Source organism: Mesorhizobium sp. CO1-1-7 (genome assembly GCF_020164885.1).
In the GTDB taxonomy this organism is placed as follows: domain Bacteria; phylum Pseudomonadota; class Alphaproteobacteria; order Rhizobiales; family Rhizobiaceae; genus Mesorhizobium; species Mesorhizobium australicum.
Genome location: NZ_JAIUHA010000002.1, coordinates 67,919 through 83,171 on the forward strand (window position 1 = coordinate 67,919; position 15,253 = coordinate 83,171).

General features: G+C 62.8%; 17 protein-coding genes, 1 tRNA gene and 1 pseudogene. 5 read left to right on the plus strand and 14 right to left on the minus strand.

The window, feature by feature from the left end; genetic code table 11:
- The first annotated feature begins 42 nt into the window (after positions 1–42).
- Positions 43–119: transfer RNA gene (locus tag LB516_RS03740), tRNA-Pro, on the plus strand.
- 99 nt (positions 120–218) lie between these two features.
- Here LB516_RS03740 and LB516_RS03745 read toward each other — a convergent pair.
- The gene (locus tag LB516_RS03745; protein WP_015318223.1) at positions 219–680 is read right to left on the minus strand and encodes a YbaK/EbsC family protein; all 462 of its coding nucleotides are present in this window, start codon (positions 678–680) and stop codon (positions 219–221) included.
- Between the two features lie 201 nt (positions 681–881).
- A complete protein-coding gene (locus tag LB516_RS03750) occupies positions 882–1,166 on the minus strand; it encodes a helix-turn-helix domain-containing protein (protein ID WP_140823700.1) in 285 nt (94 codons plus the stop codon).
- Between the two features lie 276 nt (positions 1,167–1,442).
- Here LB516_RS03750 and LB516_RS03755 point away from each other — a divergent pair.
- Positions 1,443–2,056: pseudogene (locus LB516_RS03755) on the plus strand (hypothetical protein).
- 273 nt (positions 2,057–2,329) lie between these two features.
- Here LB516_RS03755 and LB516_RS03760 read toward each other — a convergent pair.
- From LB516_RS03760 to LB516_RS03795, 8 genes are all read right to left on the minus strand, one after another.
- Positions 2,330–2,467 (minus strand): hypothetical protein, encoded by a 138-nt coding sequence (locus LB516_RS03760; protein WP_224718967.1) that lies wholly within the window; start codon positions 2,465–2,467, stop codon positions 2,330–2,332.
- A 254-nt stretch (positions 2,468–2,721) separates the two neighbouring features.
- Complete coding sequence (locus LB516_RS03765; RefSeq protein WP_015318227.1) at positions 2,722–3,024, minus strand: hypothetical protein; 303 nt, start codon at positions 3,022–3,024, stop codon at positions 2,722–2,724.
- 88 nt (positions 3,025–3,112) lie between these two features.
- Positions 3,113–3,652, minus strand: a complete 540-nt coding sequence (locus LB516_RS03770) for a MerR family transcriptional regulator (protein WP_015318228.1) — start codon at positions 3,650–3,652, stop codon at positions 3,113–3,115.
- A gap of 215 nt (positions 3,653–3,867) precedes the next feature.
- Positions 3,868–4,191, minus strand: coding sequence for an integration host factor subunit alpha (locus tag LB516_RS03775; protein ID WP_010915609.1), 324 nt, complete (start codon positions 4,189–4,191; stop codon positions 3,868–3,870).
- 101 nt (positions 4,192–4,292) lie between these two features.
- Positions 4,293–5,264 carry a beta-ketoacyl-ACP synthase III gene (locus tag LB516_RS03780; protein WP_015318229.1) on the minus strand — a complete coding sequence of 324 codons (972 nt, stop codon included), beginning with the start codon at positions 5,262–5,264 and terminating at the stop codon, positions 4,293–4,295.
- 9 nt (positions 5,265–5,273) lie between these two features.
- Complete coding sequence (plsX, locus tag LB516_RS03785; protein ID WP_224718968.1) at positions 5,274–6,344, minus strand: phosphate acyltransferase PlsX; 1,071 nt, start codon at positions 6,342–6,344, stop codon at positions 5,274–5,276.
- A gap of 113 nt (positions 6,345–6,457) precedes the next feature.
- Complete coding sequence (locus LB516_RS03790; protein WP_224718969.1) at positions 6,458–7,006, minus strand: YceD family protein; 549 nt, start codon at positions 7,004–7,006, stop codon at positions 6,458–6,460.
- 3 nt (positions 7,007–7,009) lie between these two features.
- Positions 7,010–7,552 (minus strand): ubiquinol-cytochrome C chaperone family protein, encoded by a 543-nt coding sequence (locus LB516_RS03795; protein ID WP_140823701.1) that lies wholly within the window; start codon positions 7,550–7,552, stop codon positions 7,010–7,012.
- A 114-nt stretch (positions 7,553–7,666) separates the two neighbouring features.
- Between LB516_RS03795 and LB516_RS03800 the strand changes: the two genes are divergently transcribed.
- From LB516_RS03800 to LB516_RS03810, 3 genes are all read left to right on the plus strand, one after another.
- Complete coding sequence (locus LB516_RS03800) at positions 7,667–8,182, plus strand: outer membrane protein assembly factor BamE (RefSeq protein ID WP_015318233.1); 516 nt, start codon at positions 7,667–7,669, stop codon at positions 8,180–8,182.
- 154 nt (positions 8,183–8,336) lie between these two features.
- Positions 8,337–8,882: a dTDP-4-dehydrorhamnose 3,5-epimerase family protein gene (locus LB516_RS03805; protein WP_015318234.1), complete on the plus strand. Its 546-nt coding sequence runs from the start codon at positions 8,337–8,339 to the stop codon at positions 8,880–8,882.
- Between the two features lie 16 nt (positions 8,883–8,898).
- Complete coding sequence (locus tag LB516_RS03810) at positions 8,899–9,882, plus strand: glycosyltransferase family 2 protein (protein WP_140717553.1); 984 nt, start codon at positions 8,899–8,901, stop codon at positions 9,880–9,882.
- Positions 9,883–9,988: 106 nt separating this feature from the next.
- On the opposite strand, the gene LB516_RS03815 is transcribed toward LB516_RS03810, so the two are convergent.
- From LB516_RS03815 to LB516_RS03830, 4 genes are all read right to left on the minus strand, one after another.
- The gene (locus tag LB516_RS03815; protein ID WP_015318236.1) at positions 9,989–12,130 is read right to left on the minus strand and encodes a sodium-translocating pyrophosphatase; all 2,142 of its coding nucleotides are present in this window, start codon (positions 12,128–12,130) and stop codon (positions 9,989–9,991) included.
- Positions 12,131–12,393: 263 nt separating this feature from the next.
- Positions 12,394–13,143, minus strand: coding sequence for an ABC transporter permease (locus tag LB516_RS03820; protein ID WP_015318237.1), 750 nt, complete (start codon positions 13,141–13,143; stop codon positions 12,394–12,396).
- The gene (locus LB516_RS03825; RefSeq protein ID WP_224718970.1) at positions 13,140–14,078 is read right to left on the minus strand and encodes an ABC transporter ATP-binding protein; all 939 of its coding nucleotides are present in this window, start codon (positions 14,076–14,078) and stop codon (positions 13,140–13,142) included. Before LB516_RS03825 ends, LB516_RS03820 begins: the two co-directional genes overlap by 4 nt.
- Positions 14,075–15,238, minus strand: coding sequence for an ABC transporter permease (locus LB516_RS03830; protein ID WP_224718971.1), 1,164 nt, complete (start codon positions 15,236–15,238; stop codon positions 14,075–14,077). Before LB516_RS03830 ends, LB516_RS03825 begins: the two co-directional genes overlap by 4 nt.
- Positions 15,239–15,253: the final 15 nt, after the last annotated feature.

A 15,253-nucleotide genomic window follows, 5' to 3' on the forward strand; every position in this document is an offset into this window, starting at 1 on the left:
GGTTGACCCGAGCCGGGTTATCACGATACATCGCGACCGGTCCGGAGTGTAGCGCAGCCCGGTAGCGCACTTGACTGGGGGTCAAGGGGTCGTCGGTTCGAATCCGGCCACTCCGACCATTTTGAAGCAGGACTTGCCCCCAAAAGTCCGCCCTGCCGCATCACCCAATTTTCGAATCGCGTGTTCCTTTGCCCGCCGGCTCTGGATTGGATCCGGCGCTACGCTTGGCACACATCGACCCACTCGGCATCGGTAAGATCGGCCATGCGCTGTGGTACAATCCGGACAGCGGCATTGGTGGCGCCGGCGGCGGGGACGACTTCGTCGAATTGGCGCAGCGAGACGTCGCAATAAACCGGCAGCGGCGACGGCAGGCCGAACGGGCAGACACCGCCGACCGGATGGCTCGTGGCAGCGACAACCTCTTGCGCGTCCAGCATGCGTGGCTTGCCGCCAAACTGGTCCTTGAACTTGCGGTTGTCGAGCCTGGCGATGCCGCTGGTCACGACCAGCATGGTGCGCTCGCCGACGCGAAGGCAGATCGTCTTGGCGATCTGCGCCGGCAACACACCATGCGCCTCCGCCGCCAGCGCCACCGTCGCCGAACTTGATTGCGTGACGACGACCTCGATATCAGGCGCGCGAGCCGCGAAGAAGGCACCGACGGAATCCAGGCTCATGTCGAAAAACTCACGGTTCAGACCCCCTGCACGGCGGATGCGTTTGGCGCGGATGGATACCGCGCATATGGACACGTGCGATCTGCAAATCGGCAAGTTCTGCAAATCGGCAAGCCCGGCCTGCAGGCGAACGCTATGGCATCCACAAGAAACCCGCCAAGCGACCTTGGCGGGTTTCTCGCGCATGCCCTGGCGCCGATTCTATGCCTGAGGCCGGCCTTGTGCGGCCAGCGTCGGTACGGCGGAAGCAATAGGAGCATCCTGCGGCAGACGAAGCGCGGACGCAATACGACGCAGCTTCGCCGGGTCGGCCGCCCGGCCGCTCTCGATATCCCCGATCTCTTCGACCGAGAGGCCGCAGGTCAGCGAAAGCGCTTCGAGGCTGTACCCGCGCGTTTCCCGCATTGCCCTGAGGGCGTTGTAGTCCGGTCCGATCTCGTTGGCTAATGGTTCGGAGGGGGCGTGGCTTTTTGCATTGTTGGGCATTGGCAACTCCGTTGGCTGAAAGCGTTTGATCAAAATGGGATGTTGCCTGAGACGAGCTGGAAGATGCCCTCTCGCCAGCGATTTGCCAAGCGCCAATCTGGCCGTCACGGCATCGTGACCCGGATGCCCATGGGGCTGCCACGCCCTGTCCCGATCAAGTTGTTTTGAACGCGCGAGCGGGTTTTGCCCGGCAGTTTCGCCCCACCCGTTCGTTATCTCGACGTCGCTGGCGTGAAACCATTCCTTCCGGCCAGCCTTTCCCAAAAGGATACTCCAATGAACCTCAAGACACCTCTCCTCGTGCTCGGCACCATTTCCATGCTTTCCGGCATCGGTGTGGCCAGCGCGCACGCGGCTGACACATTGCGCGTGCGCGGCACGGTGGTCAGTTTCGAGCCGTCGCTGCTGACCGTGAAAACCCGTCAAGGCGACACGGCCGCGATCAAGCTGAAAGACGGCTGGAAGCTTTCAGGCGTCGCCAACGCATCGGTAAAAGACATAAAGCAGGGCGATTTCGTCGGCATCGCCTCCGTCTCCAAGGCTGACGGCGGCAGCGGCGCGCTGGAAGTGGTGGTCTTTCCAGCGGCCTTGAAAGGCACTGGCGAGGGTGATCGCCCCTGGGACCTGGAGCCGAACAGCCGCATGACCAACGCACCGTCGCGGACGTCACCGACATAAACGGGCGTGCCGTGACGCTGACCTATGACAATGGGCAGACGAAGAATATCTCGATCCCCGACGGCACGCCTGTCGTGACTTTCGCGCCGGCCGCCCCGACCGATCTCAAACCAAGTGCGACGGTCTTCGTTACCGCTCAGCGCGAGGCGGACGGCACGCTGAGTTCCAGCCGCGTCGTGGTCGGAAACAATGGTGTGATCCCGCCCATGTAAGCCAAAGCAGCCGGCTTCGGCCCTGGCGATCATGGGGCAGGAAGCCGGTTCCTGGGAAACAGTTCAGAAACAAGATTCTACAATCGGGAAATACTGACGAAAAAATTCGGGAGCGTAATTCCGTTCGCGGCGGTCGGGATATCGGCCCGATCGATACCTGCTTGCGAAAAAGGAAACGATCCAATGAAGAAATCCCTCCTCTCGGCCCTCGGGCTTGCAGCTGCAATCGCTTTCGCGGTGCCGGTGGTCGGCGCGACAAGCGCGGACGCGGCCTCAATGGCAAAGCATCATCACCATCGTCACCACCATCATCACCGTCACCATCATCGCCACCACCATCATCACATGAAGAAGATGGGCAACAAGGCCTAAGTACCGCAACGAGAAGACCAGCCCTGGCTTCTTGTCCAAGGCTGGTTTTCTCCTGGTCACAATGCCAGGCCGGGACTACTGGACAAACCCGGCGATCGCGCGGAATCGAGCGGCTGTGGCGGATCGATCGATCCGCCTTTCTGCACCGGCAGCACAGCGGTGCCGTGCGCCTCTACGCCGACGCGCTTCGGCCAGATTCCGGAGCGGTATCGCAAACCACTGACGTCAATGGGAATAGCGGCCGCGCCGGAGGGCGAGCCGCCATTTTCTCTCTGGAAATTCTTGGGTAGCAGTCAGCGCCGGCTGAACAGCAGGCTGGCGACCAGACCGAGTACGACAAGACCGACCGCTGCGGCCGCCGCCGGATGTTCGCGTGCCGATTTCTCGATCACCCTGCCCTGTTTGCGGATTGCCGGCATGGCATCGCGCAGACGCTCCGCAAGATCCGAATACGTATCAAGAGCAGCATCACGGCCGTCTTCATAGTAAGCGCCACCCCGCTTCGACACTGCCTTGCGCAACGCGGCGAGTTCCCTCGAGAGAGCCGCGACCTGCTTTTCGAGGTCGATGTCCGAAAGGGTCGAAAATGATGCCATCATGCGTTTCCTTGTCTTGCAGAAGGAAACCTAACGCCTCACCCCAAAGCGAGTTCCAGTTTCGAGGCTTTAAAGCGCTTCGCGGCGGTCAGCGCACCTGGTCGAGCAGGCGCTTGCATTCCAGGAGGTCAAACAGCGCTTCCTGCAGCAGCGCGCGGTTGTCACGCGAGAGCTTCGACGCGTCCGGCGCAACCGGACCTTCCTCGTCGCCCTTGCCCAGGCCGAAAAAGCGGCGGCTGGGCTTGACCCTTGGCTGGCCAACCAGTTCGTCATCTCCGCCGCGCGGTTGGGCTGCCGGCGTCAGCGGCACCTGATCGGCCTGCTTGCGCTGCGAGATCGCCTCGACGGCGGCCATGTCGCCATTGCCGATGGCGACCAGGAAATGATTGCCGTTTTCCCGCAGCAGCTTTTGCACGCCCTTGATGGTGTAGCCCTGGTCATAGAGCATATGGCGGATGCCCTTGATCAGTTCGACATCCTGCGGCCGGTAGTAGCGGCGGCCGCCGCCACGCTTCATCGGCTTGATCTGGTTGAAGCGCGTCTCCCAGAAACGCAGCACATGCTGTGGCAGGTCGAGATCTTCAGCGACCTCGCTGATGGTGCGGAAGGCGTCAGGGCTCTTGTCCATGGGCGAAATCCTCACGCTGGCGTGTAGCCCGGAACGGTGCTCCGACGAGATCCCGCTCAACAATGAGAAGAGCTTGTTCCGCAGGTGCGGAATCGATCATAAGCCAGAACACCCATCCGGCCATGCTGCCGAATCGGGCCTTATTTCAGCGGTTTGTGAAGCAATATTCAAGTCCGCCGTTGTCGCGGAGCCGGTTTTCAACCGTGCAATGGAGGCTATTTGCCGCCCTTGGCCTTGCTGTTCTGGTGGGAACGCAGGATGCGGTTCTTCAGGACGTTGGACGATTTGAAGGTCATCACCCGGCGCGGCAGGATCGGTACTTCCTCCCCGGTCTTGGGATTGCGCCCGATCCGCTCATTCTTGGAGCGGACATGAAATGTCGCGAAAGACGACAGCTTCACCGTCTCGCCGCGCACGATCGCTTCGCAGATTTCGTCCAGCACCGCCTCGACGAGTTCGGCGGATTCAGTGCGCGACAGACCGACCTTTCGGTAGACGGCCTCGGCAAGGTCGGCGCGCGTAAGTGTCTTTCCCCCCATGCGACCGTCCCATCAGCTCAAACATAAAATCGGCACAACAACGGCAGAGCCTAAGTAATTGATCCGGCAAGGTCAAGGACCGAAACCGGACCGTTCTGCACTTACCAGCGAACCAGAACGGCGCCCCAGGTGAAGCCGCCGCCCATCGCCTCCAGGAGCACCAGATCTCCCTTCTTGATGCGGCCGTCGGCGACGGCCACCGACAGCGCCAGCGGTACGGAAGCAGCCGACGTGTTACCGTGCAAATCGACGGTCACCACCACCTTTTGCTCAGCTATCCCGAGCTTTTTGGCTGAAGCGTCAATAATCCGTTTATTGGCCTGGTGAGGCACGAACCAGTCGAGATCGTCGGCGGTAATACCGGCGGCCGAGAAGGTCGCCTCGATGACATCGGTGATCATGCCGACCGCGTGCTTGAAGACCTCGCGTCCCTCCATGCGCAGATGACCGACCGTGCCCGTCGTCGACGGTCCGCCGTCGACGAAAAGCTTTTCCTTGTGCGAGCCGTCGGAACGCAGGCTGGCCGCCAGGACGCCGCGATCGGCGATCGTGCCGGCCCCCTCACCGGCTTCCAGAACGACCGCACCGGCGCCATCGCCGAACAGCACGCAGGTCGAGCGATCGCTCCAGTCGAGGATGCGTGAGAAGGTCTCCGAGCCTATCACCAGCACGCGCTTTGCAAGGCCACCGCGGATGTAGAGATCGGCTGTCGTCACCGCATAGACGAAACCCGAGCATACCGCCTGCATGTCGAAGGCAAAACCGTGCTGCATGCCGAGCCGGTTCTGGATCTCGACCGCGGTAGCCGGGAACGTGTTGTTGGGGGTCGAGGTCGCCAGTACGACCAGATCGATGTCGCCCGGGGTCAATCCCGCATCGGCAAGGGCGGCACGCGCCGCGGCCTCGCCCAGCGAAGCCGTCGTCTCGTCATCAGCCGCGATATGGCGCTGGCGGATGCCGGTGCGCTGAGCGATCCACTCGTCGGAGGTCTCGACCATACCTTCAAAATCGGCATTCTTCATGATGCGGCGGGGCAGCGCGGCGCCCGTGCCGCGCACAACTGATCTGATCAAAATTCTTTCCTATTCCCTTGCGTCGGTAACGACGTCGGATTTCCTTGATGTCAGGGCATGCGGGTTGCGCGCATGAAACAGGTCGAGGTCGGCCTCGATGCGATCAAGCAGATTGTTGCGCACCATGTCATAGCCGAGTTCGATCGCCGCGGCGAAACCGTCCGAGTCGGCACCGCCATGGCTTTTGACGACGATGCCGTTCAGCCCCAGGAAGACGCCGCCATTGGAGCGGCCGACATCCATCTTTTCGCGCAGGCGGTCGAAGGCGCCCTTGGCAAAGACATAGCCGATCTTGGCCATCAGGGTGCGGCTCATCGCGGCGCGTAGATAGCCAGCTATCTGGCGCGCGGTGCCTTCCGCCGTCTTGAGAGCAATATTGCCGGCAAAGCCTTCCGTCACGACGACGTCGACCGTACCCTTGCCGATATCGTCGCCTTCGACAAAGCCATGGTAATTCATCGAGGCCATATTGGCTTCGCGCAACATGCGTCCCGCCTCCTTGACCTCTTCCTGGCCCTTGATCTCCTCCACACCGACATTGAGCAGGCCAACCGTGGGTCGGGCGATGCCGAACACGGAACGCGCCATGCCGGTGCCGAGAATGGCAAAATCAATGAGCTGGTGCGCGTCGGCGCCGATGGTGGCGCCGACGTCCAGAACCACGCTTTCGCCGCGCAATGTCGGCCATAATGCCGCGATCGCCGGGCGGTCGATGGTCGCCATGGTGCGCAGGCAGAATTTAGACATCGCCATCAGCGCACCGGTATTGCCGGCGGAGATGCATGCATCCGCAGCGCCCGACTTCACCGCCTCGACCGCCTTCCACATCGACGATTTCCAGCGGCCATGGCGCAGCGCCTGGCTCGGCTTGTCATCCATCCTGACCGCGATCTCGCAGTGGAAGAACTCGCTGACCTCGGCCAATTTGGGGAATTTGGCGAGTTCCGGGCACACCAGTTCCTCACGTCCGTAGATGACGAAGCGGATGTCGGGACGGCGGGTCGCGACCGTCATGAGCGCCGGAATGACCACGGCTGGTCCGTGATCGCCGCCCATGGCATCGATGGAAATCCTGATCACGCGGTATTCATCTCACGGTTAGGCGGCAAGTCGTTTTAGTGATCGCAAAGGTTCGGCGAAAATAGCGGTTTTAGGCTGTCGCACAACCGACTTTTCCGTCGCGAGCGAGGTTTTCAGGATTTTCGCAGCAAGGATCGCAGTTTTTGCTGAAATTCATTCTCGGCCGGTCCGGTGTCGTCATCGGCGCCGATCGAGGCGCCGGGCTTGCGCGGATACGGATCGATGGCCAAGCCGAAGAACTGTTCGGCAAGTGCCCCGACATCGATGGTGTCGCCCGAAAATGTCTCGGGACTGTCGGGGCCGTCGGCATCGAGCAGGATTTCGCCGCCACCTTCGAATCCCTGCCGTCCGAGTTTGGAGTCCTCGGGCAAGAGCAGCGCCTCGAACGGCTCTTCAACATGCGCTTCGATGGAGTCGAGCGTGACGATGCAGGCCTGGGTAATGTCCGCCTCGACACGGCCGCTGACCTTAACGCCGTTGCGCTTCCATGACGTAACCAGCAGTTCGGCGCGATAGGTTTCGACCGACAGCAGCCCATGGGCCTCGGCAAGTGCCGCGCGCTGCGCGGCATCGGCCTCGATCACAACCGGCAGCCCTTTGTGCGGCAGACGCGCGACATTGGCGAAAAAGGATACCGGACTTTGCATATCCGCGTGTTTCATCGATCAGCCTCCGTTGGCTACGGGAAACGCCACAGTGCCGACAACGATCGATTCGGTGGGCTGCGCACTCAGTTGCCGGCTGGCGTCGGCGACATACCCGGCCAAACGTGACGCTTCCGGCCAGCCGCCGGCGTCGGGACGGACATTGCGGGCAAGTGCCGCGGTCAGACCGTCATGGTCGTTTCGTTCCAGCGCATCATCATAGGCGGCGGTGCGGCCGTAGAACATCTTCGCCAGCTTCTTCATGCGTTTTGGCACACCCACGTCACCAATGCCCAGTTCCCGCAGCGAATGATCGACGTCGAGGAAGAATTCGTCGATCAGCACCTGCGCGATCTCCTGCGCCACACCGTCCTCGCCGCGCAAGCGGTGCTGGACGAGGAACATGTGCAACGAAAGCATCTCGAAACGGCCAAGCGGCGTGTCCGGCACATTCCAGTGGGAATAAAAAACGGTCTGCCGCGCCGCCGCCACGATTTGTGCGTAAAGCGCGTCAGTGATGGCGCGGTTGGCGTGGCGTTCGCGGCCAAAAAGGCGCTGGAACATGGGGATGGTCTCCGGGGACCGTTTGTTGAATTGGCCTTGTTGCATCGGCAAGCAAGCTGGTTTACCGGTTTTGCGGCCCAGCGCAAGTTGCGGCGATATAATGGAGAATTGTTGTTGCGCGCGCTGAATTTCAAGTCGGGTTTCAATTCCAGGGCTGCCGGCGCGATCTCGCTGCTGGCTATCGTAGCGGCGCTGTCGGCATGCCACACCAACAAGATGATCGGCGACCTCAGTCCGAGCGAGACGTTCACGCAAGGCTATGTCCTCGATCAGCAGGCGATCGATTCCGTGCCGGTCGGTTCTAGCCGCGAGCAGGTGCTCCTTGCACTCGGCACGCCGTCGACCACGGCGACTTTCGACAATGAGGCGTTTTACTATATTTCGCAGACGCGCAAGCGCTACGTCGCGTTCGACAAGCCGAGGCTGGTCGACCAGAAAGTGCTGGCGGTCTATTTCGGCCCGGACAGCCGCGTCACCCAGATCGCCAATTACGGCTTGAAGGACGGCAAGATCTTCGACTTCATTTCGCGCACCACGCCAACCGGCGGCAAGGACCAGAACTTCCTCAGCCAGATCATCAACGGCGCCAGCAAGCTGGCGCCCGGCATTCCCGGCGGCGGCACCCCCTGATCCCTAGAATCCTGCTTCCCTGACTTTGGGGAACAGAAATGTCTCAGGCGACCAAAAACCCGTGGGAGCGATCCCACGGGTTTTTGTTAACGGGGCCCGGCTTGCCAGTGATGGGGCAAACCCATATCAAACCGTCAGGCTGGGGGATTTGGACATGAGCAGTGACGACCATGCGATGCCGGTTGGCTGGATGGCGACCGGGACACCCGACCGGCAGACGGTGACATCAGACTGGCTTGCCATCGATCCGCCGTCGATCGATGGCGTCACAATCAAGGAAATCAGGCCGGTCGCTACATCCAACGGCTATCTGACCGAGGTCTTTCGGGATGAGTGGGGACTTGATCCATCGCCTGTCGGCCAGGTGTTTCAACGCACGATGTATCCAGGCGCGGTAACCGGCTGGCATGCGCACAGGGTGACGCTGGATCGGCTCTTCTGCTGTGCCGGCAGCGTCCGCATATCGCTCTATGACGGCCGGAAGGCTTCGCCCAGTTTCGGCACGGTGTGGCACAAGATACTCGGCGCGTTGCGGCCGGCGATCGTCATAATCCCGCCAGGCGTGTGGCACGGCGTGACGGCGCTCGGGCCGGAGATCGCCCTGCTGCTCAATCTCGTCGACAAGGCCTATGCCTACGACGCGCCCGACCATTGGCGCCTGCCACCGGACACCGAACAAATCCCCTACAAGCTGGTGTAGCGTGGAAGGATCGCGCTTGTTCGATGCAACAGGGCAGCGCGTGCCGCTCGTCTCGGTGGTGATCGCCACCCACAATCGTCCCGCAGCCTTGCGACAGACGCTGTTCAGCGTCTTGCGCCAGACCCTGCAGGATTTTGAAATTCTGGTGATCGGCGACGACTGTCGCCCTGAGACACCGGCGATCATCGCCGAATTCGCCGATCCGCGCATCTTCTATATCGACCTGCCCGTCAATTTCGGCGAGCAATCCGGCCCCAATAATATCGGTTTTGCCAGGGCGCGCGGCCGGCTTGTCGCCGTGCTCAATCACGACGACCTCTGGTTTCCGGATCATCTGGCGGCAACCACGGGATGGATCGATGCGACCGGCGCGGATGTCGTCATCGCTCGTGGCGCCATCATCGAACCGGTGCGGACGAGAGACGATGCTCTCAAGACCTCGATTTACGGAATGGGCAAAGACGGTTTTTACGATCCCGTCGTCACGGCCGGATACGGATCGGCACAGGTGGTCAGGCGGGCGTCGCTGGACTGGCTCGGCCCCTGGCGGCCTGCCAGCGAATGCTCATGCGAAAGTTCGCAGGACTGGCTCTTCCGGGCCTGGCGAAAGGGAGCCGTGATCGCGACCATGCCGCACCTGACGGTGCTGAGTATCTTCTCCGGCCAGCGCAGCGGCAGTTATCTCGATGACACGGCAATGGAGCAGGAGGAACTCATTGACCGCATGCGCATACCGGACGACCTACGTGTCAAGGTTCTTGCCGCAGCGGCGGTGCCGTCTCGCCTGAAGAAATCCAGTTATCTGAAACGAAGGGTTTGGGCTGCATGCGGCATTCATCCGAGATCCGTCGAGTTTCGCCGCAAATACCAACGCGGTGCTTTTGTCTCCATGCTTCGAAAGGTACGCGGCCTGCCGCCCATGCCTGAACGGGAGCCGACCGTGGATGATCTGTTGGCTATGTACCGCAGAGGCAGCAAGCGGGAAGAAACCGGAGAATAGCGGCTGTCGCGCACGCGGCGCCCAGATGCCGGACCAAGCGACCAGTCAGCTGACATGAAAAAACCCGCGGGGATCGCTCCCCGCGGGTTTTTTCAACCGCTCCCGCTCAGCCGTGCGCGAGCACGGCCAGCAACAGGAGCGCCACGATGTTGGTGATCTTGATCGCCGGGTTGACCGCCGGGCCGGCGGTGTCCTTGTAGGGATCACCGACGGTGTCGCCGGTCACCGAAGCCTTGTGTGCCTCGGAGCCCTTGAGGTGCTTGACGCCGTCCTTGTCGGTGAACCCGTCCTCGAACGACTTCTTGGCGTTGTCCCAGGCGCCGCCGCCCGAGGTCATCGAGATGGCGACGAACAGGCCATTGACGATGACGCCGAGCAGCGAGGCGCCGAGCGCGGCGAAGGCGGACGCCTTCGAGCCCGAGATCAGCAGCACGCCGAAATAGACGACGAGCGGCGCCAGCACAGGCAGCAGCGACGGGATGATCATCTCCCGGATCGCCGCCTTGGTCAGGAGATCGACCGCACGCGCATAGTTCGGCTTGGACGTGCCGGCCATGATGCCCGGATCCTCGCGGAACTGCTTGCGCACCTCCTCGACGATGGCGCCCGCCGCGCGGCCGACCGCCGTCATGGCGATGCCGCCGAACAGATAGGGGATCAGGCCACCGAAGATCAGGCCGGCGACGACGTAAGGGTTGGAGAGATCGAAGGAGATTTCGCCCATGCCCTGGAAGTAGGGATATTTGTCGCCATTGGCGGCAAAGAACTTCAGGTCGTTCGAGTAGGCCGCGAAAAGCACCAGCGCGCCGAGGCCGGCCGAACCGATGGCGTAGCCCTTGGTTACCGCCTTGGTGGTGTTGCCGACCGCGTCGAGCGCGTCGGTGGAGTGGCGCACTTCCTTGGGAAGGCCCGCCATTTCGGCAATGCCGCCGGCATTGTCGGTGACCGGGCCGAAGGCGTCGAGCGCCACGATCATGCCGGCGAGGCCGAGCATGGTGGTGACGGCGATCGCCGTGCCGAACAAGCCGCCGAGCTGGTAGGTGGCGATGATGCCGCCGACGATGACGATTGCCGGAAGTGCCGTCGATTCCAGCGAGACCGCGAGGCCCTGGATGACGTTGGTGCCGTGGCCGGTCACCGACGCCTGGGCGATGGAGTTGACCGGGCGCTTGTTGGTGCCGGTGTAGTACTCGGTGATCACCACGATCAACCCGGTCACCACGAGGCCGATCAGGCCGCAGATAAACAGGTTCTTGCCGGTGATCGTCATGCCGGCGACGGTGCCGACCTCGCCCCAGCCGAGCGTGGCCGAGGTGGCGACGCCGAGGCCGACGATCGACAGCAGGCCGGTCACGATCAGGCCCTTGTAGAGCGCGCCCATGATCGAGCCGTTGGAGCCGAGCTTGACGAAGAAGGTGCCGACGATCGAGGTCAGGATACAGGCGCCGCAGATGGCGAGCGGATACAGCATCGCCGCACCGAGGACAGCGGTGCCGCCGAAGAAAATGGCGGCGAGAACCATGGTGGCGACAACCGTCACCGCATAGGTTTCGAACAGGTCGGCGGCCATGCCGGCGCAATCGCCGACATTATCGCCGACATTGTCGGCGATGGTGGCCGGGTTGCGCGGATCATCCTCCGGAATACCGGCTTCGACCTTGCCGACCAGGTCGCCGCCGACATCGGCGCCCTTGGTGAAGATGCCGCCGCCGAGACGGGCGAAGATCGAGATCAGCGAGGCGCCGAAGCCGAGCGAGACCAACGAGTCGATGACGATACGATCGTTGGGCTGAAGACCCATGAAATGGGTCAGGACGAGATAATAGATGGAGACGCCCAGCAGAGCGAGGCCGGCGACCAGCATGCCGGTGATGGCGCCCGACTTGAAAGCGATGTCGAGGCCGGCGGCGAGGCTGTTGGAAGCCGCTTGCGCGGTGCGTACATTGGCCCGCACCGAAACATGCATGCCGATAAAGCCGGCGGCACCCGACAGAACGGCACCGATCAGGAAGCCGATGGCGGCGGTGATTGACAGCAGCCACCAGGCGAGCACGAGCACGACCACGCCGACGATGGCGATGGTGGTGTATTGGCGCGCCAGATAGGCCTGGGCGCCTTCGCGGATGGCGGCGGAGATTTCCTGCATGCGTGCATTGCCCTGATCGGCCGCGAGGACCGAACGTGTCGCCCAGATGGCGTATAGGATTGAAAGCAGGCCGCAGGCGATGACGGCGGAAATAATGGTCATTGCCGAATTTTCCTCGATTGTTGGCCCAAAAGAACCCCTCCCTGGGCCGTTGAGACAAAGACCGGATTCCGCGCGCGGAATCCACCTCTTCGCATCGGTGTATGCGAAACAGGGCCGCGAACGTCAAGATATTGTTCGGTTTTTGCCCGGCTTTCGCCCAAAAGACAAAACCCGCGACGGCAGAGCCGAAAGGGCCTTCGATTTAGATCGATTGAAATCACGCTAGGGAACCATCCGAGGCAAGACCTCCGTCTTCCCGAGGATCATTCCGCTTCGCGACCCATCCGGCGCGCCGTGTAGCGCTCTACCGCCGACAGTCCGTCATAGATCAGCACGGCAAGGGCCGCCACGATCAGGCCGCCCTGCAGGATGAAGGCGAGATTGTTGGATAGCAGGCCGGCGATGATCACCTCGCCGAGTGTCTTGGCGGCCACCGTCGAGCCGATGGTGGCCGTGGCCAGGCTGATCACCACGGAGAGCCTTATGCCGCCAAGGATGATCGGTGCACTGAGCGGCAACTCGACCTTGGTGAGCCTTTGCCAGCCGGTCATGCCGGCGCCACGCGCCGCCTCGACGACGTTAGCCGGCAGCGTCGTCAACCCGGTCAGTGCGTTCTCGAAGATCGGCAGCAGTCCATAGAGAAACAGCGCGATCAGCGTCGGCTTCTCGCCGAAGCCGACTGCCGGCACGGCGAGCGCCAGCACCGCCACGGGCGGAAAGGTCTGGCCGATGTTGACCAGGCTGCGCGACAACGGCAGAAATTCGACGCCCGCCGGCCGGGTGACGAGGATGGCGAGCGCCACCGCGACGATGGTGGCCGCGACGGTCGCGATCAACACGGTGCGCAGATGCAGCAGCGTCAGCGTCAGCAGGCTGCCCTGATTGTAGATTACGGGAGCGTTGTTTTCGGTCAGCGGCTTCAGCAACGGCTCGAACCACCCCGGACTGGTGATGAAGGCAACAAGCAACACCACCAGCGCAAGCCTGAGCAGCAGCGGCAGCCAGGCCTTCATGCCGGCCTCGCCGCGCGCTTGACCAGTCCGTCCAGGGTAACGCGGCCGATCGGCTGGCCGTCGGCACCCTTCACCGGCAGCGCCGGCCTGCCGGACCAGAGAAGTTCCGCGAGCGCGTCACGCTGGCTGGCGTCACCGGGGATCGCCTCGCCTTCGGCACCGCCCTGCTCCACCGCATCGCGTACCCGCCCCAGCGACAGCAGCCTGAATGGTTTTTCGCTGGCTCCGACCAGGGTTTCGACAAAGCTGCTGGCCGGGTTCGCCAGGATCTCCGCCGGCCTTGCATATTGCACGAGCTTGCCGGCATCCATCACCGCGATCTTGTCCCCCATGTGCACGGCCTCCTCCATGTCATGAGTGACGAGGATGATGGTGGTGCCGAAGCGCTTCTGGATTGCCAGCAGATCTTCTTGCGCCTTGGTACGGATGATCGGGTCGAGTGCGCCGAACGGCTCGTCCATCAACAGCACGTTGGGTTCGGCGGCGAGCGCGCGGGCAACGCCGACGCGCTGCTGCTGGCCGCCGGACAGTTCATGCGGGTAGCGCGGCCCAAATTCCTGGGGGTTGAGTTGGTAGAGCGTCATCAGCTCGTCGACGCGGGACTTGATGCGTGCGTTGTCCCAGCCAAGCAGCACCGGCACGGTAGCGATGTTCTGCGCCACCGTGCGATGCGGAAACAGGCCGTGGCCCTGGATGGCGTAGCCGATGCTGCGGCGCAGTTCGTACCCCGGCACCGATCGATTGTCGGCACCATCGAGCTTGATGACGCCGGCGGTTGGTTCGACCAGCCGGTTGATCATGCGCAGCAGAGTCGTCTTGCCGGAGCCCGAGGTGCCGACAATGACACAGACCGTGCGCGGCTCGACGACCATCGAGACGTCGTCGACGACAGTGGTCGCGTCATAGCGCTTGGTGATGCCTTCGATTTCGATCATGCCGTTTCAACCCTGCGCTTGGTGGCGGTCATTTCGATCACGGCGTCGAGGATGATGGCGGCGGCAAAGGCGAGTGCCACGGTCGGCACTGCGCCAAGCAGCACCAGGTCCATCGCCGTCTGGCCGACACCCTGGAAGACGAACACGCCGAAACCGCCGCCGCCGATCAGCGCGGCGATGGTGGCAAGGCCTATATTCTGCACCAGCACAATGCGGATGCCGGTGAGGATCACCGGAAAGGCCAGCGGAAACTCCACACCGAACAGGCGCTGGCGGTCCGTCATGCCCATGCCCCGCGCCGCGTCATTGGCGGCACGCGGCACGCCGGCAAGGCCGACCACGGTGTTGGCCACCACCGGCAGCAGCGAATAGAGGAACAGGGCGACGAAGGCGGGCGCCGTGCCGATGCCCCTGATACCGAGCGCGGCGGCCCCCGGAACGTGGGCCGCGACCCAGCCAAGCGGCGCGATCAGCAGCCCGAACAGCGCGATCGAGGGAATGGTCTGGATGATGTTCAAGACGTTGAGGACGCCGGCCCGCAGGCTCTCGACACGGTGGCACAGGATGCCGAGCGGCAGGCCGACGATCACGGCGGCAAGCAACGAGCCGAGAGCAAGGGTCACATGCTTGGAGCCTTCGGCCCAGAAGCTGTCGGCGCGGTTGGAGTATTCCTTGAGGATCGAGAGGCTGTCCCAGCGTCCCGAAATCAGCAGCAAGCAGATGGCCAGCGCCGCAACGACAAGCACGCCGACGCGCGCCGAGGGCGACAGGTTGAGCCGGGTCAGCACGTCGGCGAGCAACAGCGTGAAGGCGAAGATGAGAATCCAGAAGCCGGATGCCGGCGAGACCCGAGCAAAGGTATTCCCGGCTGGAGTGAGGAATGTGCCGGCGACGCCGATGAGCAGCGCCAGCGCGACAAGCGTCACGACGCTCGCCGCAAGGCGCAAGACGAGCGGCGTTTTGAGGAGCGCGATGATTGCCGCCGCGACAATGATTGCGAGCAGCAACGGCCCTATCGCCTGCGGCAGTGCCTCGACGATAGAGCGTGCCTGGCCGGGAACGATGCGGTTCGCGCGGAAGGTGGCGAACGGCGCGAGAAACGCGGCGTAAGCAGCGAGTGCAGCGATGACCACGCCGAGCTTATCGAAACGCGGGGTCATAAGGCGCCTCGCCCT

Excerpts from the sequence above, each read along its gene's own strand:
- LB516_RS03795 (WP_140823701.1), bottom strand. The coding sequence starts at position 7,552 with ATGTTCCAGCGCCTTTTTGGCCGCGAACGCCACGCCAACCGCGCCATC.
- LB516_RS03775 (WP_010915609.1), bottom strand. The coding sequence starts at position 4,191 with ATGGGGGGAAAGACACTTACGCGCGCCGACCTTGCCGAGGCCGTCTAC.
- LB516_RS03790 (WP_224718969.1), bottom strand. The coding sequence starts at position 7,006 with ATGAAACACGCGGATATGCAAAGTCCGGTATCCTTTTTCGCCAATGTC.
- LB516_RS03825 (WP_224718970.1), bottom strand. The coding sequence starts at position 14,078 with ATGATCGAAATCGAAGGCATCACCAAGCGCTATGACGCGACCACTGTC.
- LB516_RS03830 (WP_224718971.1), bottom strand. The coding sequence starts at position 15,238 with ATGACCCCGCGTTTCGATAAGCTCGGCGTGGTCATCGCTGCACTCGCT.
- LB516_RS03820 (WP_015318237.1), bottom strand. The coding sequence starts at position 13,143 with ATGAAGGCCTGGCTGCCGCTGCTGCTCAGGCTTGCGCTGGTGGTGTTG.
- LB516_RS03765 (WP_015318227.1), bottom strand. The coding sequence starts at position 3,024 with ATGGCATCATTTTCGACCCTTTCGGACATCGACCTCGAAAAGCAGGTC.
- LB516_RS03805 (WP_015318234.1), top strand. The coding sequence starts at position 8,337 with ATGAGCAGTGACGACCATGCGATGCCGGTTGGCTGGATGGCGACCGGG.
- LB516_RS03745 (WP_015318223.1), bottom strand. The coding sequence starts at position 680 with ATGAGCCTGGATTCCGTCGGTGCCTTCTTCGCGGCTCGCGCGCCTGAT.
- LB516_RS03770 (WP_015318228.1), bottom strand. The coding sequence starts at position 3,652 with ATGGACAAGAGCCCTGACGCCTTCCGCACCATCAGCGAGGTCGCTGAA.
- LB516_RS03750 (WP_140823700.1), bottom strand. The coding sequence starts at position 1,166 with ATGCCCAACAATGCAAAAAGCCACGCCCCCTCCGAACCATTAGCCAAC.
- LB516_RS03815 (WP_015318236.1), bottom strand. The coding sequence starts at position 12,130 with ATGACCATTATTTCCGCCGTCATCGCCTGCGGCCTGCTTTCAATCCTA.